This window comes from Tenacibaculum jejuense (genome assembly GCF_900198195.1).
Lineage (GTDB): Bacteria > Bacteroidota > Bacteroidia > Flavobacteriales > Flavobacteriaceae > Polaribacter > Polaribacter jejuensis.
The window spans coordinates 304,683-328,276 of record NZ_LT899436.1 but is presented as its reverse complement, the minus strand read 5'-3'; the positions used below and the strand labels follow the sequence as shown (position 1 = coordinate 328,276).

27 protein-coding genes are annotated in these 23,594 nt (G+C 30.9%); 11 read left to right on the top strand and 16 right to left on the bottom strand.

Going from position 1 to position 23,594, the window contains the following annotated elements; translation table 11 throughout:
* Positions 1 to 27: 27 nt before the first annotated feature.
* The 4 genes from AQ1685_RS01565 to AQ1685_RS01550 are packed head-to-tail and all read right to left on the bottom strand — an operon-like array spanning position 28 to position 3,130.
* A complete protein-coding gene (locus AQ1685_RS01565; protein WP_095068985.1) occupies positions 28 to 1,611 on the bottom strand; it encodes a S41 family peptidase in 1,584 nt (527 codons plus the stop codon).
* Positions 1,604 to 2,032, bottom strand: a complete 429-nt coding sequence (locus AQ1685_RS01560; protein ID WP_095068984.1) for a deoxycytidylate deaminase — start codon at positions 2,030 to 2,032, stop codon at positions 1,604 to 1,606. The genes AQ1685_RS01565 and AQ1685_RS01560 overlap by 8 nt, the downstream gene beginning before the upstream one ends.
* A 45-nt stretch (positions 2,033 to 2,077) precedes the next feature.
* Entirely contained in the window at positions 2,078 to 2,659 is a 582-nt protein-coding gene (locus AQ1685_RS01555) for a HupE/UreJ family protein (protein WP_095068983.1), read from the bottom strand.
* A gap of 9 nt (positions 2,660 to 2,668) precedes the next feature.
* The gene (locus AQ1685_RS01550; RefSeq protein ID WP_095068982.1) at positions 2,669 to 3,130 is read right to left on the bottom strand and encodes an Lrp/AsnC ligand binding domain-containing protein; all 462 of its coding nucleotides are present in this window, start codon (positions 3,128 to 3,130) and stop codon (positions 2,669 to 2,671) included.
* A gap of 144 nt (positions 3,131 to 3,274) precedes the next feature.
* On the opposite strand from AQ1685_RS01550, the gene AQ1685_RS01545 reads away from it, so the two are divergent.
* From AQ1685_RS01545 to AQ1685_RS01530, 4 genes are read left to right on the top strand one after another with little or no spacing between them, the layout of a single operon-like run.
* Positions 3,275 to 3,832 (top strand): DUF2975 domain-containing protein, encoded by a 558-nt coding sequence (locus AQ1685_RS01545; RefSeq protein ID WP_157730044.1) that lies wholly within the window; start codon positions 3,275 to 3,277, stop codon positions 3,830 to 3,832.
* Positions 3,833 to 3,835: 3 nt separating this feature from the next.
* A complete protein-coding gene (locus AQ1685_RS01540; RefSeq protein WP_095068980.1) occupies positions 3,836 to 4,039 on the top strand; it encodes a helix-turn-helix domain-containing protein in 204 nt (67 codons plus the stop codon).
* Between the two features lie 20 nt (positions 4,040 to 4,059).
* Positions 4,060 to 5,316 carry a Y-family DNA polymerase gene (locus tag AQ1685_RS01535; protein WP_095068979.1) on the top strand — a complete coding sequence of 419 codons (1,257 nt, stop codon included), beginning with the start codon at positions 4,060 to 4,062 and terminating at the stop codon, positions 5,314 to 5,316.
* Positions 5,313 to 5,741, top strand: coding sequence for a LexA family protein (locus tag AQ1685_RS01530; protein ID WP_095068978.1), 429 nt, complete (start codon positions 5,313 to 5,315; stop codon positions 5,739 to 5,741). The genes AQ1685_RS01535 and AQ1685_RS01530 overlap by 4 nt, the downstream gene beginning before the upstream one ends.
* Positions 5,742 to 5,859: 118 nt before the next feature.
* Here AQ1685_RS01530 and AQ1685_RS01525 read toward each other — a convergent pair whose 3' ends face one another.
* The 11 genes from AQ1685_RS01525 to AQ1685_RS01475 form a co-directional block, all read right to left on the bottom strand.
* On the bottom strand, positions 5,860 to 6,003 hold the full coding sequence (locus AQ1685_RS01525; RefSeq protein ID WP_157730043.1) for a hypothetical protein: 144 nt from the start codon (positions 6,001 to 6,003) through the stop codon (positions 5,860 to 5,862).
* A 104-nt stretch (positions 6,004 to 6,107) separates the two neighbouring features.
* Positions 6,108 to 6,782: a hypothetical protein gene (locus AQ1685_RS01520; protein WP_095068977.1), complete on the bottom strand. Its 675-nt coding sequence runs from the start codon at positions 6,780 to 6,782 to the stop codon at positions 6,108 to 6,110.
* A 6-nt stretch (positions 6,783 to 6,788) separates the two neighbouring features.
* Positions 6,789 to 8,285 (bottom strand): PASTA domain-containing protein, encoded by a 1,497-nt coding sequence (locus AQ1685_RS01515; protein WP_095068976.1) that lies wholly within the window; start codon positions 8,283 to 8,285, stop codon positions 6,789 to 6,791.
* Between the two features lie 3 nt (positions 8,286 to 8,288).
* Complete coding sequence (locus AQ1685_RS01510; RefSeq protein WP_095068975.1) at positions 8,289 to 8,996, bottom strand: hypothetical protein; 708 nt, start codon at positions 8,994 to 8,996, stop codon at positions 8,289 to 8,291.
* An 11-nt stretch (positions 8,997 to 9,007) separates the two neighbouring features.
* Positions 9,008 to 10,225, bottom strand: coding sequence for a hypothetical protein (locus tag AQ1685_RS01505; RefSeq protein WP_095068974.1), 1,218 nt, complete (start codon positions 10,223 to 10,225; stop codon positions 9,008 to 9,010).
* 2 nt (positions 10,226 to 10,227) lie between these two features.
* Positions 10,228 to 10,719: a hypothetical protein gene (locus tag AQ1685_RS01500; RefSeq protein WP_095068973.1), complete on the bottom strand. Its 492-nt coding sequence runs from the start codon at positions 10,717 to 10,719 to the stop codon at positions 10,228 to 10,230.
* A 5-nt stretch (positions 10,720 to 10,724) separates the two neighbouring features.
* A complete protein-coding gene (locus tag AQ1685_RS01495) occupies positions 10,725 to 11,474 on the bottom strand; it encodes a hypothetical protein (protein ID WP_095068972.1) in 750 nt (249 codons plus the stop codon).
* 19 nt (positions 11,475 to 11,493) lie between these two features.
* Positions 11,494 to 12,000: a hypothetical protein gene (locus AQ1685_RS01490; RefSeq protein WP_095068971.1), complete on the bottom strand. Its 507-nt coding sequence runs from the start codon at positions 11,998 to 12,000 to the stop codon at positions 11,494 to 11,496.
* Between the two features lie 8 nt (positions 12,001 to 12,008).
* Positions 12,009 to 13,793 (bottom strand): OmpA family protein, encoded by a 1,785-nt coding sequence (locus tag AQ1685_RS01485; protein WP_095068970.1) that lies wholly within the window; start codon positions 13,791 to 13,793, stop codon positions 12,009 to 12,011.
* A gap of 18 nt (positions 13,794 to 13,811) precedes the next feature.
* A complete protein-coding gene (locus AQ1685_RS01480) occupies positions 13,812 to 14,354 on the bottom strand; it encodes a hypothetical protein (RefSeq protein ID WP_095068969.1) in 543 nt (180 codons plus the stop codon).
* 2 nt (positions 14,355 to 14,356) lie between these two features.
* Positions 14,357 to 15,412, bottom strand: coding sequence for a hypothetical protein (locus tag AQ1685_RS01475; protein WP_095068968.1), 1,056 nt, complete (start codon positions 15,410 to 15,412; stop codon positions 14,357 to 14,359).
* A 160-nt stretch (positions 15,413 to 15,572) separates the two neighbouring features.
* Between AQ1685_RS01475 and AQ1685_RS01470 the strand changes: the two genes are divergently transcribed.
* From AQ1685_RS01470 to bioA, 4 genes are all read left to right on the top strand, one after another.
* Positions 15,573 to 16,718, top strand: coding sequence for an aminotransferase class I/II-fold pyridoxal phosphate-dependent enzyme (locus AQ1685_RS01470; RefSeq protein WP_095068967.1), 1,146 nt, complete (start codon positions 15,573 to 15,575; stop codon positions 16,716 to 16,718).
* A gap of 174 nt (positions 16,719 to 16,892) precedes the next feature.
* The gene (locus AQ1685_RS01465) at positions 16,893 to 17,273 is read left to right on the top strand and encodes a putative signal transducing protein (RefSeq protein ID WP_095068966.1); all 381 of its coding nucleotides are present in this window, start codon (positions 16,893 to 16,895) and stop codon (positions 17,271 to 17,273) included.
* Positions 17,270 to 17,878: a dethiobiotin synthase gene (gene bioD, locus AQ1685_RS01460; RefSeq protein ID WP_095068965.1), complete on the top strand. Its 609-nt coding sequence runs from the start codon at positions 17,270 to 17,272 to the stop codon at positions 17,876 to 17,878. Before AQ1685_RS01465 ends, bioD begins: the two co-directional genes overlap by 4 nt.
* Positions 17,879 to 18,299: 421 nt before the next feature.
* Positions 18,300 to 19,565 carry an adenosylmethionine--8-amino-7-oxononanoate transaminase gene (gene bioA / locus AQ1685_RS01455; protein WP_095068963.1) on the top strand — a complete coding sequence of 422 codons (1,266 nt, stop codon included), beginning with the start codon at positions 18,300 to 18,302 and terminating at the stop codon, positions 19,563 to 19,565.
* Between the two features lie 55 nt (positions 19,566 to 19,620).
* Here bioA and AQ1685_RS01450 read toward each other — a convergent pair whose 3' ends face one another.
* On the bottom strand, positions 19,621 to 20,067 hold the full coding sequence (locus tag AQ1685_RS01450) for a cytochrome c oxidase assembly factor Coa1 family protein (protein ID WP_095068962.1): 447 nt from the start codon (positions 20,065 to 20,067) through the stop codon (positions 19,621 to 19,623).
* A 151-nt stretch (positions 20,068 to 20,218) separates the two neighbouring features.
* On the opposite strand from AQ1685_RS01450, the gene AQ1685_RS01445 reads away from it, so the two are divergent.
* From AQ1685_RS01445 to AQ1685_RS01435, 3 genes are all read left to right on the top strand, one after another.
* Complete coding sequence (locus tag AQ1685_RS01445) at positions 20,219 to 21,370, top strand: beta-ketoacyl synthase N-terminal-like domain-containing protein (protein WP_095068961.1); 1,152 nt, start codon at positions 20,219 to 20,221, stop codon at positions 21,368 to 21,370.
* Positions 21,371 to 21,424: 54 nt separating this feature from the next.
* On the top strand, positions 21,425 to 22,522 hold the full coding sequence (gene bioB, locus AQ1685_RS01440; RefSeq protein ID WP_095068960.1) for a biotin synthase BioB: 1,098 nt from the start codon (positions 21,425 to 21,427) through the stop codon (positions 22,520 to 22,522).
* A gap of 96 nt (positions 22,523 to 22,618) precedes the next feature.
* Positions 22,619 to 23,488, top strand: a complete 870-nt coding sequence (locus AQ1685_RS01435; protein WP_095068959.1) for a cupin-like domain-containing protein — start codon at positions 22,619 to 22,621, stop codon at positions 23,486 to 23,488.
* Positions 23,489 to 23,594: the final 106 nt, after the last annotated feature.

Here is a 23,594-nt window from a genome sequence, read left to right as displayed (position 1 = left end):
AGCTCGCCTTTATAGCGAGCTTTTATTTTATTTTTTCTCTAGTTCGAGAACTTGTTTTATCATTTTATCATCTAAATGATTAAGTCGATACCAACCTTCATCATTAAATAACTCTCTAGCGATATTAATCTTTAATAACTTCCTTAACTTCTCTTTTGTTTTTGTAGATGTTCTAATATCTTTTACTTGATCAAAAAAGCGATCTGATATTTTTCTGTCTTTATCAAATTCATTAACAAACTCATCAAACGATAGCTTGTTCAGTTCATTTCTATGATTATCTACATAATTAAAAGCAAAATCATTCATTGGTGAAAAGAAAATTGCTGGTAAATATGCTGAAGTATCTATTGCAACAAAAACATCTGGTACAATACCTCCACCTCCGTAAACAATTTTTCCTTTAGGAGTTTTGTATTGTAAACTATCTATTAATTTAATACTGTCTTTGCTAAATAACTCTCCGTTTCTGTAACGGCTTTCTACTTCGTCTCCGTAATTAACACTTTTTTGTAAAGCATTTGAATCTTTTAATTCTAATCCTATGTTATATGGTTTTTGTATCGATCTTCCTGTAGGTGTGTAATAACGTGCTGTAGTTAATCGTACTGCTGACCCATCTCCTAAATCCATTTCTTCTTGAACTAATCCTTTACCAAAAGATCTTCTTCCAATAATAGTTCCTTTATCATTGTCTTGCAATGCTCCAGCTACAATTTCAGATGCTGAAGCTGAGTTTTCGTCTATTAAGACATATAAACCTCCTTCTTCAAACGAACCTTTCTCTGTAGCAAAAGACTCAACAACCTCTCCTCCATTATTTTTTGTAAAAACAATAAGTTTATCGTCTTCTAAAAATTCATCAACTATTTTATTCGCAATATGAATAAATCCTCCACCATTTCCTCTTAAGTCTAAAACCAAATCAGTCATTCCTTCAGATAATAAGTTATCTAAAGAAGTTTTAAATTCTCGATAAGTATTCTGAGCAAAGCGATCTAGCTTAATGTAACCAATACTATCATTTAACATGTAGGCTACATCTACACTCTTTATGTTAATTCTACCTCGTCCTATGGTTACATCAAACAAACTATCATTAGACTTTCGGTATACTTGTAATTTCACTTGTGAGTTCGGAGCTCCTTTTAATCTTTTTAAAATTTCTCCATTTCTTAATTGTTTTCCGTATAACGTATCGTTATTGGCCATTAAGATTCTGTCTCCAGCTAAAATTCCTTTTTTTATACTAGGTCCACCTTCCATAGGGTGAATTACAGTTATTGAATCGTTAATTAAACGAAATTGCACTCCAATACCTACAAAATTACCTTGCATACTTTCCGTAACAGCTTGTAAGTTTTCTTTAGGAATGTAAACCGAATGTGGATCTAACTTGGTAAGCATTTCAGCTATTGCTCCATCTAATAGCTCATCTGTATCAACATCATCAACATAGTCTTGCTGAATAAAGTTAATTAATCGTTTTACTTTTTGTTCGTTTGCAGAAGTTCTTTTTAGCCGTGAAGAATTACCATTAAAAAAGTAACCAATTAAAATTCCAAAGGTTACTGCTATTGCAAAATATATTGGCAAATAATTTTTATTCATTCGGTAAATAAATCAATTCTACTCCAGCTTTCTCTAAAAATTTTAATCCAGAAATATCTTTGTACTTATTAGAATATACTACTCTTGTAATTCCTGATTGATGGATTAACTTACTACATTCTCGACAAGGAGATAAAGTGACATATAACGTAGCTCCTTTACATGTTTGTGTGGAACCAGCTACTTTTAAAATTGCATTTGCTTCTGCGTGTAAAACTGACCATTTGGTTTTACCATCTTCATCTTCACATACATTTTCAAAACCTGTAGGCGTACCATTGTAACCATCTGAAATAATCATACGATCTTTCACAATAATTGCACCTACTTTTTTACGCTGACAATAAGAAAGTTGAGCCCATTCTTCAGCTATTTTCAAATAAGCTTTAGCGTACTTTAATTCTTTTTTTGTTAAAGTCATAGGAAAGCTAAAATACGGAGAAAATTAAGTTTTTCACGTTAATTTTTACCAAAAAACACGATCAATCATCATTTGCAAAGCAAAACCAATTACGATTGATGATGCAACCAAAATCCAGTCTCTTCTATTTACACCAAAAACAGATTGTACTAAACTACCAACTATTAATATTAATGCTACAATAATTACTTGTGCAGCTTCTACTCCTAGTGCAAACTCTAATAATGGAACCAATTTATCTTCTCCTCTACTTACCATCATTTTAAAGTAGTTAGAAAATCCTAAACCGTGAATTAATCCAAAAAACAATGCAAAAAATAAGTTTTGATTTTCTTTTCCTACTGAAGCCTTTCTAGCAGTAAATACATTCATTAACCCTGTAATAAAAATGGTTAACGGAATTAAAAATTCAACTAAATCTGCTCTTACATTAATCTTTCCAAAAGCAGATAAGGCCAATGTTATGGAATGACCAATGGTAAATAATGTAATTAACCACAATACTTTTTTCCATTGTTTAAATTGATAAACAACTGCTAGAACAATTAAAAAAAGAATATGGTCGTATGCCTTGATATCTAAAACATGAAATAATCCTAGTTTAAAGTATTCGATAAATTCGTTCATTATAGGGATTTAAATTTTTATTTGTCGATCTATTTGTTGATCCAAAGATATGAATGTTTCTGTTCTTGAGACTCCTTTTATAGATTGGATATCTTTATTTAACAGGTGCATTAAATCTTGATTATTTTTACACATAATTTTAATAAATACTGCGTAGTTCCCAGTTGTGTAGTGACTTTCTACAACTTCTGGAATATCTTTTAAACGTTTTATCGCAGATGAATACAGACTTGCAGACTCCAAAAAAATACCAACAAAGGCTGTTGTTGTATATCCTAAAGCTTCGGGGTTTAAAACCATTTTGTATCCATCAATCAGATTAGATTCATCTAATTTGCGTAATCTTTGATGGATAGCAGCTCCGGAAATTCCAACTTCTCTTGCTATACTTAAAATAGGAGTTCTTGCGTCTTTTACTAACCTTTTGATGATAATTTTATCTATACCATCAATTTTTAATTTTTTCGACATAGAGACAAAAATAAGGAAAACAAACAGTAAATTTACTATCTGTAGTTTTTAGTTTTCAAAACTTTTTATAATTAAAAAACAATAAATAATTACTGAAAAACAATAATTATTTATATTTTTGAGAAGTTTATAAAAATTTTTGCTTTGAAAACTGCATTGAACCTTTTAAAAATTATTGTCTTATTATTTATCATTAGTTTATCTATAGATTCTGTAAGAAAAGTATTTCACTTCATTCAACATATTGTAAATGGAGGCCAGAAAATAGAAATATTTAAAATTCAACTTACAGATCATTTTAACACTAATCTTTATCATTTCTTTTTGGCTACTGTAATACTTTTAGGTTTATATTTATTATACCTTTTATTTAGTTTTAAAACTGTTATCTCAAACTTTATTAATGATACTATTTTCACTCCAGAAAATTGTGATCGATTAAAAAAGATTGGAAACGGACTTATTATTTATGCTACAGTTCTTATTGTTTTGGAAATTTTCTTTAGAGGCTTTTTAGGACTTAATGAAATAAGGTTTTCTAATGATCCTGCTGTAAACCTTGGATATAACTTAGGTTATGCATCGGCCACTATAATAAAGCAGAAATTACCAATATTTTTGATTGCTCTGTTCATACAATTCATATCTTATGTATTAGTGAAAGGAAATGTACTTCAACAAGAAAACGATTTAACTATTTAACTTATGCCAATTATCGTTAATCTTGATGTAATGCTTGCCAAAAGAAAAATGAAAAGTAAAGATTTAGCTGAGAAAATAGGTATTACTACTGCTAATTTATCTATCTTAAAATCAGGGAAAGCCAAAGCTATACGCTTTTCTACTCTTGAAGCAATTTGTAAAGCTTTAGATTGTCAACCTTCTGATATATTAGAGTATAAAGCTTAATATTCTTTATCTTTGCACTAATGTTTGCTTTAGTTGATTGTAATAATTTTTATGCTTCTTGCGAGCGAGTTTTTAATCCGAACTTGCAAAACAAACCTGTGGCTATTTTAAGTAATAACGATGGTTGTGTAATTTCTAGAAGTGATGAAGCTAAAACAATCGGTTTACCAATGGGAGCTCCAATTTTTAAATGGGAGAACTATTGCAAACAACACAACATTAAAGTGATTTCTTCTAATTATCCGTTGTACGGAGACATGAGTGATCGAGTGATGAAAATTTTAGCTCAATTTACTCCTGATGTTGAAATTTATTCTATTGATGAAGCTTTTCTTCAATTTAAAGGTTTCGAAAGCTATGATTTAGATGACTATGGAAATCAAATTCGAAATCGTATTTTACAATGGACTGGAATTCCAACGTGTGTTGGTATAGCTCCAACCAAAGCTTTAAGTAAAGTTGCGAATAAAATTGCTCGAAAATTCCTTAAGGAAACTGGTGGTGTTTATGTTATTGATTCTGAAGAAAAAAGAATTAAAGCTTTAAAATGGATGCCTATTGAAAAAGTTTGGGGAATTGGTCGCGGACTTCAAAAAAAATTAAAAGCTGCGGGTTGCATAAAAGCTTATGATTTTACACAATTGGATAGTGAAATGGTTCGTAAAAAATATTCTATTGTTGTTTGGAGATTACAACAAGACTTACTGGGAAAACCTACAATGGAATTAGATGAAGAGAAAGATAAAAAAGCAATTGCTACTACACGTAGTTTTGAATATACATATTCTGATATTGAAAACATTAAGGAACGAATTTCTACGTTTGCAACTCATTGTGCAGAAAAATTAAGAAAGCAGAAGAGCAGTTGTCATATGGTTATTGTGCTACTGCGTAGTAACAAACATCAACATCATCTTGAACAACATCGGGTAAGTAAAACTGTTATTTTGCCTAACCCAACAAACTCTTCATTAACTATCAGCAAGTGTGCTATTGAAGCTGTTAAAACTATTTTTAAGCCTGGAATTGAATATAAAAAAGCAGGCGTAATTCTTACAGGATTAGTTCCTGAAGATAACTTTCAGCTCGATTTATTTACCAAAGAAGATCCTAAACATAAACCTCTTATGAATGCTATTGATCTTATTAATCAGAAATATAAGTCAAATAGTGTTAAATTAGCTAGCCAAGATCTACAGAGAACTTGGAAAATGCGTCAAGAACGATTAACTCCTAAATACACAACAAACATTAACGATATAATAGTTGTAAAATGAGTGTAACATTAACATTCTTTAGTCCGAAAAGCACAGAAAGTAAAGGTGCTATTTTCTTTGATACTGGAATTTCTGCTGGTTTTCCTTCTCCTGCTGATGACTTTAAGGAATCGCGAATTTCTTTAGATGAAGAATTAATACGCAATAAAGAAGCTACTTTTTTTGCTCGTGTTAGTGGACAATCGATGATTGGTGCTGGTTTAGATGATAACGATCTATTGGTTATCGATCGAAGTATTCCACCGACAAATAATAAAATTGCCGTTTGTTTTTTAGATGGAGAATTCACTGTAAAAAGACTTCGTGTAGATGGTAGCGAAGTTTGGTTACAACCTGAAAATCCGGAATACCCAATTATTAAAATCACTGAAGAAAATAATTTTGTGATTTGGGGAATAGTTACAAATGTGATTAAACGTGTTTAGTTTTTATTGAACCTTTTTCGCATTTTTTCCCACCTGGGATCCACCAATTCATATCTTTCAGATAATTCGTAAGGAACCTGTTTGTAATGATCTTTAGGTAATTCTTTATTCTTTAAATCTACAACACCAATTTTAGGATATTTATCAAATGATCTAGTTCAAAAACTTCATCGGGTATAGTTCTTAATCCTTCATTATTTAAACTTAGCAAACTACTGTGTAATTCTTTTGCTTTTGCAATTTTTTTAATGACGTTTTCCATACAATCTGATATTCATTTGCAAACATAAATAACAAAGGTGAATTGAAAAATCTTAAACTAAAAAAGACAGATTTGTTATCTGTCTTTTTATTTTTTTAAAAATCTTACATTACCAAAACTAGAGTATCGTTAGCTCTAATCATTCTTTTGTTATCTGGATCAAAACTTGGAATTTGAGCTGTAAAGATTGTTTCATCTGTTACTGGATTATCTTCAGTTTCTCCTTGGATTGTATAGGATAATCCGTAGTTTAACAACAACTCTCTAATCTCACCAAAAGTTCTGTCTTTATTACTTTTTTCACCATCATCATTTATGATTTCTTTTTGTATTACGTTTGGTAAAAATCGAATTATTTGTGCATCTGATGGAGGTACAGGAACAATGTCAAACTGAATTTCTGCTGTTGCATTTAATCCCATGTTATACTTATTATGGTTAGAAGCATTTACTGGTGTTGCGTACATTTTAGGTCGGAAAGCACGTTGGCTTTGACCAATAATTCCGGTATTTTGTTGCGAAATAGATAGTGAAATTTTTGCTTTTGCGGTTGTTTTAGGTATGGTATAAAATGTTGGTTGATATCCAACCTCTCTTAACATTTTTAATGTTTCATGAGATTCATCTGGATTGCTATTATAAATCTCTAATGTTTGTCGTAATGAACCTTCATCTAAAGCTGCTTGTGCTTCTCCTACACCTTCACCAATTGAAGCTATAAAATCTCCTAAAGGTGCTGCAAAGGCATCTTTTACATAATCGTATGAATTGCTTGACATAATTTTTTAGTTTAATGGTTTTGCGAAAATGACAACTACTTCCTGACCTTCTACAATATTTGCTTCTGGTGCTGGTGATTGTTTAAAAGATTGTCCTTCTATTAAATTTGCATCATTTGTTGGATGATAAATTGCATCTAGTTTTAGTCCGTATTCTGATAATTTTTTTCTCGTAGCTGTCTCTGTTAATCCTAAAACATTTGGCATTTTTTCACCGACAGTAGTTACAGAATTTTGATTAGGAACGATATCTATACTAATATCACTAATTGCTGCTCCGTTTATTCCTTTAGCTGTTTCAAAATCTAAAAGTCCTAGCATAGTTCCTTCTGGTCCTTTTTCTACAGTAGTTTTTAAATTCAAAGAAACATTTGCCAATTTAAATTTCGAGTTTAATAATTCTTCATCTGCTTTAATTACATCATTTACTATACTTCCATAAACTTTACTAGCAGATAATTTATTAGGATGATCTGTTTTATTAAAAGCTTTGACTTCTTCTAATTCTTTAGTTAGTTTTTGAATGTTTTGTTCTAAACCTGTAATTAAAGTTTGTTTTCTTTCTAATTCAGTATTTTTTGCTGTTAATAGTTTATTATGATCTCTAATATCGTTTTGAAGTTTCGTTATATTGAATAAAAAAGCTTCTCTTTCTTCTATGAGTTCCTCTTTTTCTCTTTGTTTTTCCTTCAATAGATCTTCCAATTGAACTATTTTTTCTTCCAACATCACATTCCCTTCAGCTTCTAATTCTTTAATTCGATTCTTCAACTCTAAATTTTGTCCTTCAGAAACTGTTATTGCATCTATCAATGATTGTTTGCTTTCAATTTCCTTACTTAAATCAGAGTTTAATTGGGTAACATTATTGTTAAGTTCAATAAATAAAATTTCTTTTTCTTTTGTTTCATTTTTAACCTCATTCATTTCATTCATAAGGTTTTCTTTCTCTTCTTCTAAAATTGCTGTTTTATCATTTAGATTGGTAATTTGTTTATCTAAATTTTTGTTTGATGCAGTTAAGGTATCTTTCTCACTTTCTAGCGTGTTAATTATGGCATTAGCTTTAAATAAAGGAATTGGTGAAGCTATAATTGCATGTGTTTTTACATTTGTTACGAAAGCATCTGTTAACAACCAATGTCTACCAAAATTTAAAATCAAAACACCTTTATTTTTATCAATTTGCACATTGAAATCTGATGCAATGACTAGTGGTTGTGAAGTTTCTTTAGTTACTTTAATTAGTCTAAATGACGGAACTCCACCAGATCTCAAAACCTCTCTTACCGCTCTAATTGTTTGGTTTGAAGTTGAAATTCTATCTGGAATTTCTAATCCTTGACTTAGTTTTCCTTCTTTTACCATTAAAGAGGTTAAGGTAATCCAAGAATGAATATTCGTATTGTAAAACTGAATTGCCACTGGCAACTCTTTGACAGGTTTATTTACAGCATTAAATAACTGACCTTGAAACTGTATAAAATCTAATTCTATATCCATAACCTATTTTTGTATTGAAATTTTGGTAATTACATTTCCTACGTTCACTTCTAAAATTAGAATATGACCATTAGCAAAATCTACAGCATCAACTTTAACTTGTACAGCAGCCTTTCCATTAACGTCAGTTCTTATTTCACTAGCATTTAAAAATGAAGTGGTGTGATTTAATGTAGCATTTGAATTTAAAAGATCTGTTTTTTGTTTATTGTAATTAAACTCTACTAAAGCGTCTGAAATCTGTTCTCCAGCAGCATTAATAACCTCTACATTAATAGTGTACACATGAGTTCCTGTTTTTTTTGGTATTGCATTTATAATCAGTTGAGGCAATCCTTCGTTAGGAACAACAGCTACAAATCTGCCTGAAATGGTACTCGTAACTTTATTTGTTTCTTTTGTATCTGTAGTTGTATTTACTACAGGTTTAAAAGCAATTGCTCTTGCATAACCTTTTTTAGGATACGATTCATAAGGGTATGAAACTGGACTTAGTGCATCTGATTGTTGGGTTTCTGTACTAGTTTCCTTTTCGAATTCTGCCTCTACTTGAAGGTTAAAATCTAAATAAGGTAAAGTATACAACGTATTTGGTCTTCCAAACTCATCGTAAGGTTTTACATTTCTGAGGTGATTTTGCGCTTCATTTAAGCTGTCGGAAATCCCTAATAATATTTGTTTTAGGGTTAATGCGTTATTAACTGAGCTCATTTGGTTCGTTTTTAATATGAAAAACTATCTTTTTTATTTTTTAAATCTTTTAAGGTTTCTATTCCTTTTTTTACTTTTTTGATCGTGTTTAAATCCACTGTAAGTTTCTGATTATTTACACTAAAACTCTGACTTTCTTCTTGCTTTGATTTTTTACTTTGAATAAAATCAAAATCGAAAGCATTACTTGTTTTCTTTTCTAGGTTGTTAATTGTATTTTCTACTTTATTTTTTTCTTGAAAAACTCCAATTACCTTCGTTTTATCTAAATATTTATTAGCAGTATTAAACAGTTCTGTTACTTTATTTGATTGTGTATCTATCGAATTTATAATTTCGGTTCCCTGAGTACTCTTTTTACTCATATTATTTAAATCGACCGTATTTAGTCTTTTAGAGAAATCTTGAAAACTTTTAGATACCTTCTTACTTGTTTTGTTTATGTCTTGATAAGTGTTTACTACTTTTTTTACTGTTTTAACTGTGTTCTTGAAACCTTCTGCTTTTGTTTTTTTTGACTTTTCAGCATCCAATATGTTTTTCACAGCTTTCTTTTTTTGCAAAAATTCTTTTATAACTACATCTTGTCTCTTTTTTATAGATGAATTTATCTTTGGATCTACATTAAAAAATGATGCCTTAGGCTTTTTTTTCAATGTTTCCACTTGTTTTTTTACTGCTTTAACTTTACCTATAATAGTTTCTAAATTCTTCTCTTTATTTTTTATAGATACTGGCGTGATCCCTGTTTTTTTCTTTAGTTTTTCAATCTGCAATTTTGCATCATCTATCTTTTTTTTAGATTGAATAACACCTTCCTTCTTTTTCTTAAAATCATTTTTAAACGAATTTAAAACCTGACTCTTTTTATCTTTTTTTTGATGAGATCCTTCAACAATCCATCTATCTTCCCGTTTGCTTTTTTTATACTTTTTCTTCTCTTCTAGTCGTTCTGCTTTTCTTTTTTGATCTATTGTTTTTATCTCATGATTGTACTTTTTATCTGTACTAGATTTATCCTTTTTCCCTGTTAGTTCTGCCATTTTATTCTCCAACTCCTTCTGCTCATCTAGCAAGGATCTTAAACTAGAGTTAAAGCCAACAACATCTTCAAGTGACTTTTCTGAAGTTGTTTTCCCTTCAGAGGAAAGAAGAGTTTTAAAATTCAACTCTTCTTTTACTTCTGAAGTTTTTTCCTTTTTTACAAACTGTTTCCAATGTTTAGCCATAGTTATGAATTGGTAGTTGTAATTGGATTTCTTTTACTTTCTAATTCAGCTTCAATCAAACTTTGTAGACGCTGTTCAAATACAGGTGGATTGGGAACAGTGACTAGTTTTGTTCGAATTAATGAACTTGCTTCTGCCGAATATTGATATTTCTGAGAGTAACTAGCAGAAACAGATGCTGTAACCGCTGCAAAACCTACGTTAAATCCAGCTTCTACAGATACTGAAGCACCAAACTCTCTAGATTCCATCATTGATACCGACATTTTGCATTCAAAAAAAGTATCAACATATTGATAAAAGGTTGGCGTAAAACCTAAAGCTAATAGGCTATACTCTTCTCCTCCCATTTCAATTTTGGTCGTTACAAGCTCTTTAGCTAATTCCATAGAAACTCTATCTAAAGCTTGTTGAGCCTGTGCTATACCAATACCTAAGCTTTTTACCATTTCTGGTAAAGGTGCATTTTGTATTTCTCTAGTGATTCTACTCATTGGAATTATTCATTTAATTCCATTAACTTTCTAATACGTTCTTCTAAAATTGCTGGAGGTGGAATTGGTACTAGTTTAGTTTGTAACAAACTAGATGCTTCTGCAGAATAACTATATTTTTGAGAATGACTCGCATTTACTTGAGTAGTACTTACGGTTCTATTACTTCTAAAGCCTCTTCTAAATCCAAAACCAAAGCTTCCTCCCTTTTGTTCACTCTTTCTACTATATTCTCTAGATGAACTTCCTTCACGTGTGAATGTTATTCCCATCGTTACTTTAAGAATTGTATCTACGAATTGATAAAACGTTGGTGAAAAACCTAGTTCTAACATTGATTTTCGAGAAGGAATAATAATCTCAGCATTTTCATCTGTTGCTCCTTTAAGTTTTATATTTCCCGTACTTCCGTCAGCTTCAAACTTATCTGTGTTTTTTCCCGTCCCTGCCTCATTGAAAATTTGATGTTTTGTAGCATCATCTGTTGTGTTATTGTAAATAATAACAGCATCAGAAACTTTTACTTTTTCACTTCCAAAAAATACACGACTGTCTTCAAAAGTGATTACTTCTTTTCCGTCTACTTCTGTTGTAATGGCCTTTAGACCTCCCATCATTTCTGCAACTTCAATTGAATTTGAATCTAATTTCAATTGTGCTTCAGCTATTGATTCTGCCATTTGCTGAATCATTTCACCCATAGGAACATTTAAAATCTCTTGTCCTATTTGAGGTGTTTCTCTAAACATATTCATAATTTGTTCTTTTTAATTTTTATTCGTCTTTATCTAATGTTGATTTTAATATCTCTAAGTATATGTCTGGTGCTGGAAGAGATACTATTTTAGCCGCTATTGATGAAGAACCTTCGGCAGAAGCCGAAAATTTCCTTGCATAATGTGCAGAAACTGATACGCCAAACATTTGTGTTGATGTATTTCCATTTCCATCTTTTCCTCCAGAATTATCATTTTTAGTTTCACTTTTTCCATAATTGAAAGCTAAAGAACCACCGTAACTTTCAGATTCTGCCATCGAAAATTCCATTTTCATTTCCAATGAAGCTTCTGTAAAAGCATAAAATGTTGGAGCAAAACCCAGACTTAATAAATTGAATTCATCATCACCTACATTAATTTTTACCGTTGCCAGTTCATTTGCTAAGCGTATTGAATTTGCATCTAAAGCAGATTGTGCATTAGCAATTGAAGTCCCCAATTTTTCCAACATCATTGGTAATGGAGCGTTGGTAATTTGTTGTATTACTTTAGGTGTCTCCATACATCAAATTAATTAGATGATGGATTAGTATTACCTGTTAACGACTGTACATAGTTTTCAAATTCTGTAGGTGCTGGTATAGAAATCATACTTGCTGTAACAGAAGCATTCCCTTCTACAGACATTCCAAACTGACGTGCATAACGGAAGTCTAAAGAACCACTCCAAGCTGAAACTTTTGGATCTTTAATTGATTGTATATCTGATTTTGCAAAATACTTACTGTTAATTACTTTATGAATTTGTAATGTATCATTACTGTTCTGAGTATTTTGAGTATTTGTAGACTTATCTTCAATAACTAACTCTTCAGTATCATTAGAATATAGTGTATATTCTATTTTAGCATCTTTTCTTAATACATATACTACATCACCTGATACTTGTGAATAAAACTTATTACTATTCGCGAATTGTGTATTTACCTCAGCCAATGTCTGAACATTTTGACTTACTGAGTCAGATCCTGATTCTACATCAAGTTGTTTTGTTGCTGCTGCTGCTAATTTTTGATGCTTCTTTAAAATTCCTGAATTTGTAGATGACCAATTAGCGATTGTAATTTCTGCTGCAGCCTGAGTAAAATTAAAATCACCTCCTTCTACAAAAATGTATTCGTTTCCTCCAGTATCAACTTCTATAACCGCTTTTCTATAATTTGCATCTTTTTTGTTATCACCAATGCTTGCTTTTGCTGCATCTTCTCCTTCTGAGGTAGTTTCTGTAATTTGGGCAGCATCTACACCTAAAGCTTTTAGATAATTTGCTGTTCCTTTCGCTCGCTTTAAACCTAAATCTTTGTTGAATTTGTCTCCACTAACACTATCCGTATGACCTACAATTTTTACTTTGATATCTGTATCAGCTTTCATAATTAAAGCTAATGCTCTCAACTTTTCTTTTAACTGATCTGTATTCTTTGGAGTAGCTCCACCAGTATAACTAAAATCAATAGGATGATGTTTAGAAAAATCGAAATACACGGTGAATTTATCTTTATCCTTAAGACCCATTTTAAAAGTACTGGTAGTAATACTATTTAAACAAGCAGTAAGATTTCCTCCAGTAATTTTAACTGTGTTAGCTGCTGTTGTTCCTTTAATTTTTACATCTACAGCTGTTGTGTAATTCTTAATCTTTACGACACCAATATCTTCTGTATAATAATCTAACATAGATAGCATACCATAACCCATATAATTGTGTACACTTAAAGCATTTGAGCTTTTAGCTACAACATCTTTGGTATCTATAATTTCCGACTCTACTCGTTCAACTTTAGCATCTGTAGAAAGTTTACTTGTAGTTTCATCTACACGATCTATACTACCAGTTTTATTACTAGTTGTAACTGTCATTTCATTAACTTTCAAAGTATGCTCGTTAGATAAAGTAGACCAATATTTTCTACTACTTTTAAACTCACGATACTTTTCTTCTTTGTAATTGTTTTCAATTTTTTGAATATGCTCGTCTGTGTATCCTTTTTTTCTGGTCGAATCATATTCCAATTCAAAATCGATTTCAAGCTCTTCTTGTACTGCCATTTTTAAGCTTATTGAGGCAGAAATTTCCGCACGTTCAAATGCATAAAAAGCAGGTCTAAAGCCTAACTCTAATAGCGATTTTCCTCCAACTTGTGTTTGTGCAAGTTTTGTAATCTGTTTTACAGAATTGTTATCCAGTTGCTCTTGAGCGTTTGCAATACCTAATGCTAATCCTGTAACCATACTAGTTACATCAACATTCTGTAAAATTTGAGCTCCCTGGTCAAATGTGTTAATGTTTGCCATATTCTACTATTTAAATGATTAAAATGGAGAAATGCCCTCGGGTAAATCCATGGCAATTTTGGGATTCACCGATTCTTTTCTCACAATGAAATAATTATGTTTCTTTTGTAATTGTCTTAACTGATCTGGATTAACTTTATAGCCTCTCAATAACCAATTCAGTAACTCGTCGGTGATCGGTTGTTTTCCTTTACCAAGATTTTTTTGTGTGGTTTGTAGTAATGATTTTGCTTCTTCTTGTTCTCCTCTTAAGATGTGTTGTATTGCTTGACGCTCACTAACAAAAGCATTATGTTTTTGTACCAAGAAATCTTCCTCCTTTTCTTGTAAAAAAGCTCTGTAATTTTCACAAAATGAAATTACTTGATCATATGCTCCAGATAGTTCCAAAGTTTCCATCACACATTGACTATAATGTTGAAAAAACAATTCACTATCTTTTTGTTCTCTCGTTAGCTTTAAAGCTTCTTTATAGTGACGTAAAGCTTCCTTATAGTTTTTGTCTAAAGCATGCATTTTTCCTCGTTCGGCTATTCTGTAGTGTAACATTTTTTGATCCATAACTAAACGATTTCTGTATTACAACCAACTCTTTCTAATTGTTCTGATAAGTATCTTGCAATTAAACTAGGCATTACATTTCTACTCTTCCATTCTTTAGCATTAGCTTTGACTAAATTATCTTTACTAACAAACTGAGCTAATATGGTATTAACATTTTTAGTATCTCTAATTTTTGTGATGTGAAGTTGTTTTTTAAAATCGAAGTCTTTTTCTAACGCTACTTCCATTCCTATTTTCTCAGCCTTTTCTACCAAATCTTCGGCTCTTTCTCTATTGATATATTCAAAAAGAGTTATTGGTAAAGCTTGTTGTATGTCGCTTAGTATTGATTCAGGAATTCCTACATGATTTGTTAAATAAGATATATGCTCGCTATTTTCTGGATCAAAATCACTTAAATTTATTGTTACTAATTGATGAGTTTGACTTATTAATTTAACCTTGTCTTGTGTTTGATATTTTCTCCACAACCATTGAGAATCTGAATATGAAATGTTTTCAGCTACATAGCAATCTCCTTTTCTCTTTAATTTTACTTGTAGTTGTTTTTCAATAGCTTTTAATTCTAATTCTTTTATTTCTGTATTAATAAGAATTGTATACAAATCTTTCTTAGGATTTGCATAATGTACATGAGCATTCACTCTTTTTTTCATAGCTAAAGCAGTAGCTTCAGAAACATTTCCTAAAACTATGCTCGGTTCGTTTAATAATAAATTTAACACCTCTGCTTGTTTACATCCTAAAAAAGAAGCCAGTTGTTCTGTTACTTTAGGTAATGTTAAAACATCTTCAAAACTCACACTAATATCTACCAACTCAGTAGTTAAATTAAGTGGCTCTTGTTCATCACATACAGATACATCCAAGCCTAACTTCTTTAATGTATCCTCTGCTTTTAATGCTGTATCTTCATCAACTTTTTGAAATAAAACTGATGGAGCACTATATAATAATTTCAAAATATAATCTTGAGGAACTTTTAATGCATCTGATAAGATTTTTGAAGCTCCTGGAGTGGCAGTACCAATAGAGTTTATAATTACAGTATTCATTTTGTGTTTTTTTGTTATGACAATTTTATTACGAATACTGACTAATAATTCAAGGAAAAAAAACAAACCTTTTTAGGGGAAAAACCCCTAAAAAAATAGTTAAAAACAAAATCATTATTCTTCAAGAAATACTATTCGCGCGATTTGTATTTTTGTATTGATGAATTTTCCAAAGAAACTAGAACAAAAACTCATTCAAAGAGCAACTTCTAACACCTTAAGAAGTTTAAAATCTGATACCAATCGTATTGATTTTTATTCTAATGATTATTTAGGTTTAGCGCAATCTGAATCTGTTTTCGATCAAACACATCAGTTATTATTAGATAAAAACATCAAAATCAATGGAGCTACAGGCTCTCGTTTAATTTCTGGAAATCATCAGTTATATCAAGAAGCTGAAAATTATATTGCTCAATTTCATAACTCACCAAAAGCATTACTTTTTAACTCTGGTTACGATGCTAACGTCGGATTCTTTTCTTGTGTTCCACAACGTGGTGATGTGATTTTATATGATGAATATATCCATGCTTCTATTCGAGACGGAATTCAACTTTCGAATACAAAAAACTATAAATTCAAGCATAATGATCTCGATCATCTTGAAAAGCAGTTAGTGTCAGTTCGAGCGCAGTCGAGAACTAAGGATTCAGAAATTTATATTGTTACAGAATCGGTATTTTCTATGGATGGTGACACACCAAATCTTAATGGATTAATTACTGTTACAAAACAACACAATGCGTATTTGGTTGTTGATGAAGCTCATGCTTTGGGTGTTTTCGGAGAAAAAGGTGAAGGTTTAGTTCAGCAATTACAATTGGAAAATGAAGTTTTTGCTAGAATTATTACTTACGGAAAAGCTTTAGGTTGTCATGGAGCAACAATTTTGAGTAATGAAAAATTATACAGTTATTTAATTAACTTTTCTAGAAGTTTTATTTATACCACGGGTTTGTCACCTCATGCGTTAGCCACAATACAAGTTGCTTATCTGCATTTAAATTCTGAAATCATTCAGCAACTAGAAGACAATATCAATTTCTTTAAAAGTGAAGTGAGACGATTACAATTAAATCATTCTTTTATTGAAAGTAACTCTGCTATTCACTGCTCTGTAATTTCTGGAATAGAAAAAACAAAAGCAATTGCGTTGAAATTACAAGAAAACGGATTCAATATAAAACCAATTCTTTCTCCAACAGTTCCTGAAGGTCAAGAACGATTACGTTTTTGTTTGCATAGTTTTAATTCTAAAAAACACATTACAACTATTCTAGAACAACTTGCTCATCTTATTTAAAATTAAAAAAAGTCACCCTCATTATAAAATACTGAAACAAGTTCAGCACAGGTAAATTCAGCATAATTATGTACTCTATATTTATCTAAACCTTACTACCTTTGTTTGTAGATAAACTATCTCAATTTAACTATTGAGAAATTAAACCTTGGCTATCGCCCTGCGATTAGAGAAATGAGAGAAGATTATACAATTTTAGCTGTTTTTGAATATTCTACTGAAGCTCAACTGGTGAAATCTAAGTTAGATTCTGAAAACATTAGAACCATGTTAATGGATGAAACCACAATAGATTCAGACCCATTGATTAGTCAGGCTATTGGTGGTGTAAAACTTTTAGTTTTTAATCAAGATTTAAAAAAAGCTTCAGAAATTTATAACGACATCAGAACTTATGAAACCGACAATAAAGGTAATGCCATTCATTGTCCGAATTGTAATTCTACAAGGATTTTAGTAGCTGACGTACAACGAAAGAATTTCTTTCACATGCTTTTCCCATTTTTTGAACCACGAAAATTAATTTGTAACGATTGTAAAACAATCTTTAAATGAAAAAATATTTTATCACCGGTATTTCAACAGAAGTAGGAAAAACTGTTGCTTCAGCAATTATTACAGAAGCTTTAGAGGCTGATTATTGGAAACCAATCCAATCTGGCGATTTAGATTATTCAGATACACATAAAGTAGAAAAATTAGTAACAAACAAAAAGTCTGTTTTTCATCCAAATAGCTATGCGTTACAAACGCCAATGAGTCCGCATGCTTCTGCTGAAATCGATGGAATTACGATTGACATCAATCAAATTAAAGCTCCAGAAACTCAAAATAATTTAGTTATCGAAGGTGCGGGTGGACTTTTAGTTCCGTTAAACAATGAACATACTATTTTAGATTTAATTCAACCTGATTATAAAGTTATAGTAGTTTCTCGTCATTATTTAGGAAGTATTAATCACACCTTATTGACTCTTAATTTACTAAAAGAAAAAGGATTTGATATTTCTTTAATTTTTAGTGGCGATGAGCATCCAACTACAGAAAGTATCATTAAAAAAATGAGTGGAGTTCCTGTAATTGGAAGAATTGAAGAAGAGCCTTACATTGATCAGAATGTAATTAAAGAATACGCTGACAAATTTAAAACCAAACTGTAATTTAAACTTCTAATCTTGAAGAAAGCATCAAAAAACAGTGTAAGAATAATTACAACACTTGGATTGTTGACTATTATCTATACCAGTTTTGTAGTTTATATTTCACAAACGGGACCCGATTGGGAAGTTCCTCAAAACGTGATGTTTTATATTTCTATTCTACCTGTTATTTTGTTAATTACTATGATCTTAATTTATAAAGCACTTAATTTAAAACTTTCTTCTGAAGCGCATAAATTAAAAAGACATGTCATTATAATCTCTTGTATTTCATTCATTTTTTCAACTACTATAGCTTTTATAGATATTTATAATTGGCCCTTAACATATCCTACAATTTCAAAATTTTTAAATTTTTATTTTTTGCTAGTCGTAATGCTAATAGCAATTTTAGAATTCATTTATATAAATAAAAAATTAAATGACACTACAAGAACGCGATAAAAAACACATTTGGCATCCTTTAAAACAACACCAAACACACCCGAATAGTTTAGGAATTGTAAAAGCTAAAGGATGTATCCTTACAGATGAACATGGTAACGAATATATCGATGCTATTTCCTCTTGGTACACATGTATGTTCGGCCATTGTAACGATTTTATTACCAATCGTGTTTATCAGCAAATGCAGCAATTAGATCAAATCATGTTTAGTGATTTTACACATCCTGCTGCTGTAGAACTTTCAGAAAAACTAATTCAAATTCTTCCTGAAAATCAAGCTAAAATTTTCTTTAACGATAATGGTTCAACAGCTGTAGAGTCTGCTATAAAAATGGCTTTACAGTATTATTTCAATATTGGAGACAAACGCACAACTTTTATTGCTTTTGAAAATGGTTTTCACGGAGATACTTTCGGAGCCATGTCTACGTCTGGACTTTCAGTTTATAACGGACCTTTTGAAGATTTTCTAATTAATATTCATAGAATTCCAGTACCAAATGGAGAGAATCATGCTGAAATTTTAGAACAGTTATCTGAAATTATTACCAATAATAAAATAGCTGCTTTTGTTTACGAACCTATTGTTCAAGGAGCTGCCGGAATGAAAATTCATAATATTGAAGGATTAAATCAAATTATTGAATATTGTAAAAACAATGATGTTTTAACTATTGCAGATGAAGTAATGACTGGCTTTGGTAAAACAGGAAAAAACTTTGCTTCAGATCATGTGGCTACGAAACCAGATATTATTTGTTTGAGTAAAGCTTTAACTGGTGGATTAGTTCCAATGGCAATTACTTCTTGTACTCAGAAAATCTACGATGCTTTTTTAAGTAACGATATTGCAAAAGGATATTTCCATTGTCATACGTATTCAGCGAATCCGATAGGTTGTGCGGCTGCAATTGCAAGTATAGATTTATTAACTTCAGAAAAAATTCAAGAAAGTATTCGGCGAATTAGTACATCACATATTGAATTTAGTGAAAAAATTAAAACGCACGCTAAAGTAAAATCAACCCGATCTATTGGAGTAATTTTCGCTTTAGATTTAGACACAAACATGGAACGTTATGGAACTTTAAGAGATTTACTACTATCTTCTTTTATGAAAGAAGGTGTGTTTTTAAGACCTTTAGGAAACACCATTTACATTCAAGTTCCTTATGTAATTACAGATGAACAATTAGAAAAAGTATATACTACTATAGAAAAGGTTTTAAATCAATTATAAACTAATTATGAATTACGAATTTGAAATTGTGAATTTGTAATTCGTAATTTAGAACCTATATAATTTCAGGAATCTTTTCTTGTTCTAATAAATTGATTTGTTCACCAGTTTCTTTAATCAATACATATAAATCTTCATATACCCATTTTTTATCAACTCGAATCCCTTTTACGATTAAAGTTCCTTCTCCTTTATCACCAACAATTCGAATTGAAAAATCTATTTCTCCGCTATCATTATTTATAGAAATGTTTCCATTTGGAAATCCTTTAGATTCAATATTATCACCTAATAGTGCTATAACTTTATCGTTTTGTTTAGCTATTTCAGTAACTTCATCTACTGGAGAAGCATCTACAAATTCACTAACAACACCGAATATAGCTGCTCCGAATCCAAAAACAAATACTAATATCATCATTAAGCAACCAGAACAACATCCTACTGGTAATACCCAAGGCCAGTTTCTACTTAACCAACTTTTTTGAGATCTTTCGTTCATTTAATTTTTTTTTAATTAGACTATCTTACTGTGATGTTGTTACATTATTATTTGTGAAAATATTTTCTATTTATCTCATTAAAAACTAAAACAGATATAAATTAAAGTTTCTTTGTTAGATAAACCTTAATTTTGCTGAAATTTTTTTGTTTTGAAACCAATATCAATCTCAGCTTTTGCTTCAATTTCTCCATTAGGGAAAACTTCTGAAGAAGTATGGACAAGTTATTTGGATGACAATCATCGAATGACCAAAAAAGAGTTTAAACACTTCTCTGAATGGGTCTCTAAAATTTCAGATGAAGATTTAAAAGCCATTGAAGAATTAAAAAAGTCTGATAATAAATATAAAAATCTAGACAATACTGTTCTGTTTGCTATTTATGCCTCACGAAAAGCTATAGAAAAAGCAAACTGGAAAACAGGAGACGACTTTGGAATTAATATCGGTTCTTCTAGAGGTGCTACAGCTTTATTCGAAAAATATCATGAAGAGTTCTTACAAAATGGAACTTCTTCAACCTTAAGTTCTCCAACAACAACACTAGGAAATATTTCTTCTTGGATTGCTCACGATTTAAGAAGTAATGGGCCAGAAATATCTCACTCTATTACTTGTTCTACAGCATTACATTCTCTTTTGAATGGAGTTGCTTGGTTACAAGCAGGTTTATGTGATAAATTTTTAGTTGGTGGAAGTGAAGCTCCATTAACTGAATTTACCGTAGCACAAATGAAAGCGCTTAAAGTGTATTCAAAAGAAACTGAAGGTTATCCTTGTAAGGCTTTTGATTTAAGCAAAACCAGAAATACCATGATACTAGGTGAAGGCGCTGCTGTTGTATGTTTAGAAAATGAAATTTCTGATAAAACTGTAGCAAAAATTGAAGGTATTGGTTATGCTACTGAAGTTTTAAAACATAACACATCTGTTACTGCTGATGCTGAATGTTTTCAAAAATCGATGAAAATGGCGTGTAAAAACATCAATCTTAACGAAGTAGATGCAATTGTAATGCACGCACCTGGAACTATAAAAGGAGATTCATCAGAAATAAATGCAGTTAAAAAAGTATTTGGAAATCACGAACCTTTCTTAACTACAAATAAGTGGAAATTAGGACACACTTTTGGCGCATCTGGACTTTTAAATTTTGAATTAGGTTTACTAATGTTAACGCATCAAAAATTAATAGAAGTTCCTTTTGCTCAAGCTCAAAAGAAACCTAAAAAGATTCAAAAAATAATAATAAATGCCGTTGGTTTTGGAGGAAATGCTGTATCAGTTTTAATTTCAAAATAGTATAATAATACAATTAGTTTTCCTACTTTTGATAACGCAAACAATGACGACTATATGAGTGAGACTAGACATAACTGGACGAAAGAAGAAATTTTAGCAATTTACAATAAGCCGATGATGGAGCTGTTATATGACGCAGCAACTATTCATCGTAAACACCACGATCCAAATACAGTACAGGTATCTACATTACTTTCTATAAAGACAGGAGGATGCCCAGAAGATTGTGGTTATTGCCCACAAGCAGCAAGATATCATACAGATGTTGAAGGAAATGATTTAATGAGTGTTAACCAAGTTAAAGCTCAAGCATTACGTGCTAAAGCTTCTGGAAGCTCTAGAGTTTGTATGGGTGCAGCTTGGAGAAATGTAAAAGACGGACCAGAATTCGATCAAGTATTAGAAATGGTTCGTACAATTAATAAGCTAGATATGGAAGTTTGTTGTACTTTAGGTATGATCACTGAAAATCAAGCACACCGTTTAGCTGAAGCTGGTTTATATGCGTATAACCACAATTTAGATTCATCTGAAGAATATTATAAAGAAGTAATTTCAACTAGAGGTTTTGAAGATCGTTTAGAAACTATTGACAATGTTCGTAAAACTAATGTAACGGTTTGTTCTGGTGGAATTATTGGAATGGGTGAAGCTATTGAAGATAGAGCAGGAATGTTAGTTGCATTATCTACTTTAAATCCACAACCAGAATCTGTACCTATTAATGCATTAGTAGCTGTTGATGGAACTCCGTTAGAAGATCAAAAACCTGTTTCAATTTGGGAAATGGTAAGAATGGTAGCAACAACTCGTGTTGTAATGCCAGAAACTCAAGTACGTTTATCTGCTGGTAGAACTCAAATGAGTCAAGAAGGACAAACTATGTGTTTCTTTGCTGGAGCGAATTCTATTTTTGCTGGGGATAAGTTATTAACTACTCCAAATCCAGATGTAAACGAAGACATGAAGTTATTCGAATTACTTGGATTAAATCCTCAAAAGCCATTTATCAAGAAAATGCAACCTAAAACAGTTGAGGCAGAAGATTCTCAATATAAAGATTTAGGTGAAAAACCAAAATGGACTAGACCAAGTCATACGATTGAAAGAAATGAGGTTAAAAAACAAGAAGCTAAACAAGTAAAAGCTTAAAATAGATAATACAAATAGAATAATTTATTTTAACAATTACTTTTAAAAAAGGTTTCGTAACGTTTTCTTAACTTTGCGGTTATCAAAATTTGACTAATGGGATTACAATTGGAACAAATCGATAGAGTTGAAACTATTACTAAAGAAGACTTTATCAAGAACTATTTCAAGCCTCAAAAACCTGTAGTTATTGAGCGTTTTATAGAAGACTGGCCTGCATATTCTAAGTGGTCTTTAGAATATATGAAAGAAGTTGCCGGTGATAAAACTGTTCCGTTATACGACGATAGACCAGTAGATTATAAAGATGGTTTTAACGAACCTCACGCTAAAATGAAAATGAGTGAATATGTAGATTTATTAAAGCGTGAGCCTACTAAATTTCGAATTTTCTTATGGAATATCTTAAAAGAAGTACCTGTGCTTCAAAAAGACTTTTCTTATCCTGATTTTGGATTACGATTAATGAAAGGCTTACCAATGTTATTCTTTGGAGGTAGAGATTCGTATACATTCATGCATTATGATATTGATTTAGCCAATATCTTTCACTTCCATTTCGAAGGAAAAAAGAAATGCATTTTATTTGATCAAAAACAAAATAAACATCTTTATAAAATCCCACATTCGTTAATTACTAGAGAAGATATTGACTTTAATAACCCAGATTTTGATAAATGGCCAGCATTAAAACATGCGAAAGGCCATGTTGCAGAGTTAGAACATGGAAATGTTTTATACATGCCAGAAGGTTATTGGCATTATATGCGTTATATAACGCCAGGTTTTTCTATGAGCCTTCGTGCTATCGCTAGAAATCCTAAAAACCTTGGAAAAGCAGTTTATAATGTCTTTATCATGCGAACCATAGACAATGTCATGAGACGTATAAAAGGGCAAAAATGGATTGATTGGAAAAATGAGCAAGCAATAATCAAGACAAATAGAACAAATAATATTTCATAAAAAGAAGGGGAAAAATCCCCTTCTTTTTTTTATTTACTATAATTTCTTTCATTTATATTTAGAGGTAGGAACAGAAACAGAAAACTACTAAAATAAAATTCATGAA

What these genes read in the sequence shown, in the direction of transcription:
- AQ1685_RS01565 (WP_095068985.1), bottom strand. Translation starts at nt 1,611, where the DNA reads ATGAATAAAAATTATTTGCCAATATATTTTGCAATAGCAGTAACCTTT.
- AQ1685_RS01560 (WP_095068984.1), bottom strand. Translation starts at nt 2,032, where the DNA reads ATGACTTTAACAAAAAAAGAATTAAAGTACGCTAAAGCTTATTTGAAA.
- AQ1685_RS01555 (WP_095068983.1), bottom strand. Translation starts at nt 2,659, where the DNA reads ATGAACGAATTTATCGAATACTTTAAACTAGGATTATTTCATGTTTTA.
- AQ1685_RS01550 (WP_095068982.1), bottom strand. Translation starts at nt 3,130, where the DNA reads ATGTCGAAAAAATTAAAAATTGATGGTATAGATAAAATTATCATCAAA.
- AQ1685_RS01540 (WP_095068980.1), top strand. Translation starts at nt 3,836, where the DNA reads ATGCCAATTATCGTTAATCTTGATGTAATGCTTGCCAAAAGAAAAATG.
- AQ1685_RS01535 (WP_095068979.1), top strand. Translation starts at nt 4,060, where the DNA reads ATGTTTGCTTTAGTTGATTGTAATAATTTTTATGCTTCTTGCGAGCGA.
- AQ1685_RS01530 (WP_095068978.1), top strand. Translation starts at nt 5,313, where the DNA reads ATGAGTGTAACATTAACATTCTTTAGTCCGAAAAGCACAGAAAGTAAA.
- AQ1685_RS01525 (WP_157730043.1), bottom strand. Translation starts at nt 6,003, where the DNA reads ATGGAAAACGTCATTAAAAAAATTGCAAAAGCAAAAGAATTACACAGT.
- AQ1685_RS01520 (WP_095068977.1), bottom strand. Translation starts at nt 6,782, where the DNA reads ATGTCAAGCAATTCATACGATTATGTAAAAGATGCCTTTGCAGCACCT.
- AQ1685_RS01515 (WP_095068976.1), bottom strand. Translation starts at nt 8,285, where the DNA reads ATGGATATAGAATTAGATTTTATACAGTTTCAAGGTCAGTTATTTAAT.
- AQ1685_RS01510 (WP_095068975.1), bottom strand. Translation starts at nt 8,996, where the DNA reads ATGAGCTCAGTTAATAACGCATTAACCCTAAAACAAATATTATTAGGG.
- AQ1685_RS01505 (WP_095068974.1), bottom strand. Translation starts at nt 10,225, where the DNA reads ATGGCTAAACATTGGAAACAGTTTGTAAAAAAGGAAAAAACTTCAGAA.
- AQ1685_RS01500 (WP_095068973.1), bottom strand. Translation starts at nt 10,719, where the DNA reads ATGAGTAGAATCACTAGAGAAATACAAAATGCACCTTTACCAGAAATG.
- AQ1685_RS01495 (WP_095068972.1), bottom strand. Translation starts at nt 11,474, where the DNA reads ATGAATATGTTTAGAGAAACACCTCAAATAGGACAAGAGATTTTAAAT.
- AQ1685_RS01490 (WP_095068971.1), bottom strand. Translation starts at nt 12,000, where the DNA reads ATGGAGACACCTAAAGTAATACAACAAATTACCAACGCTCCATTACCA.
- AQ1685_RS01485 (WP_095068970.1), bottom strand. Translation starts at nt 13,793, where the DNA reads ATGGCAAACATTAACACATTTGACCAGGGAGCTCAAATTTTACAGAAT.
- AQ1685_RS01480 (WP_095068969.1), bottom strand. Translation starts at nt 14,354, where the DNA reads ATGGATCAAAAAATGTTACACTACAGAATAGCCGAACGAGGAAAAATG.
- AQ1685_RS01475 (WP_095068968.1), bottom strand. Translation starts at nt 15,412, where the DNA reads ATGAATACTGTAATTATAAACTCTATTGGTACTGCCACTCCAGGAGCT.
- AQ1685_RS01470 (WP_095068967.1), top strand. Translation starts at nt 15,573, where the DNA reads ATGAATTTTCCAAAGAAACTAGAACAAAAACTCATTCAAAGAGCAACT.
- AQ1685_RS01465 (WP_095068966.1), top strand. Translation starts at nt 16,893, where the DNA reads ATGAGAGAAGATTATACAATTTTAGCTGTTTTTGAATATTCTACTGAA.
- bioD (WP_095068965.1), top strand. Translation starts at nt 17,270, where the DNA reads ATGAAAAAATATTTTATCACCGGTATTTCAACAGAAGTAGGAAAAACT.
- bioA (WP_095068963.1), top strand. Translation starts at nt 18,300, where the DNA reads ATGACACTACAAGAACGCGATAAAAAACACATTTGGCATCCTTTAAAA.
- AQ1685_RS01450 (WP_095068962.1), bottom strand. Translation starts at nt 20,067, where the DNA reads ATGAACGAAAGATCTCAAAAAAGTTGGTTAAGTAGAAACTGGCCTTGG.
- bioB (WP_095068960.1), top strand. Translation starts at nt 21,425, where the DNA reads ATGAGTGAGACTAGACATAACTGGACGAAAGAAGAAATTTTAGCAATT.
- AQ1685_RS01435 (WP_095068959.1), top strand. Translation starts at nt 22,619, where the DNA reads ATGGGATTACAATTGGAACAAATCGATAGAGTTGAAACTATTACTAAA.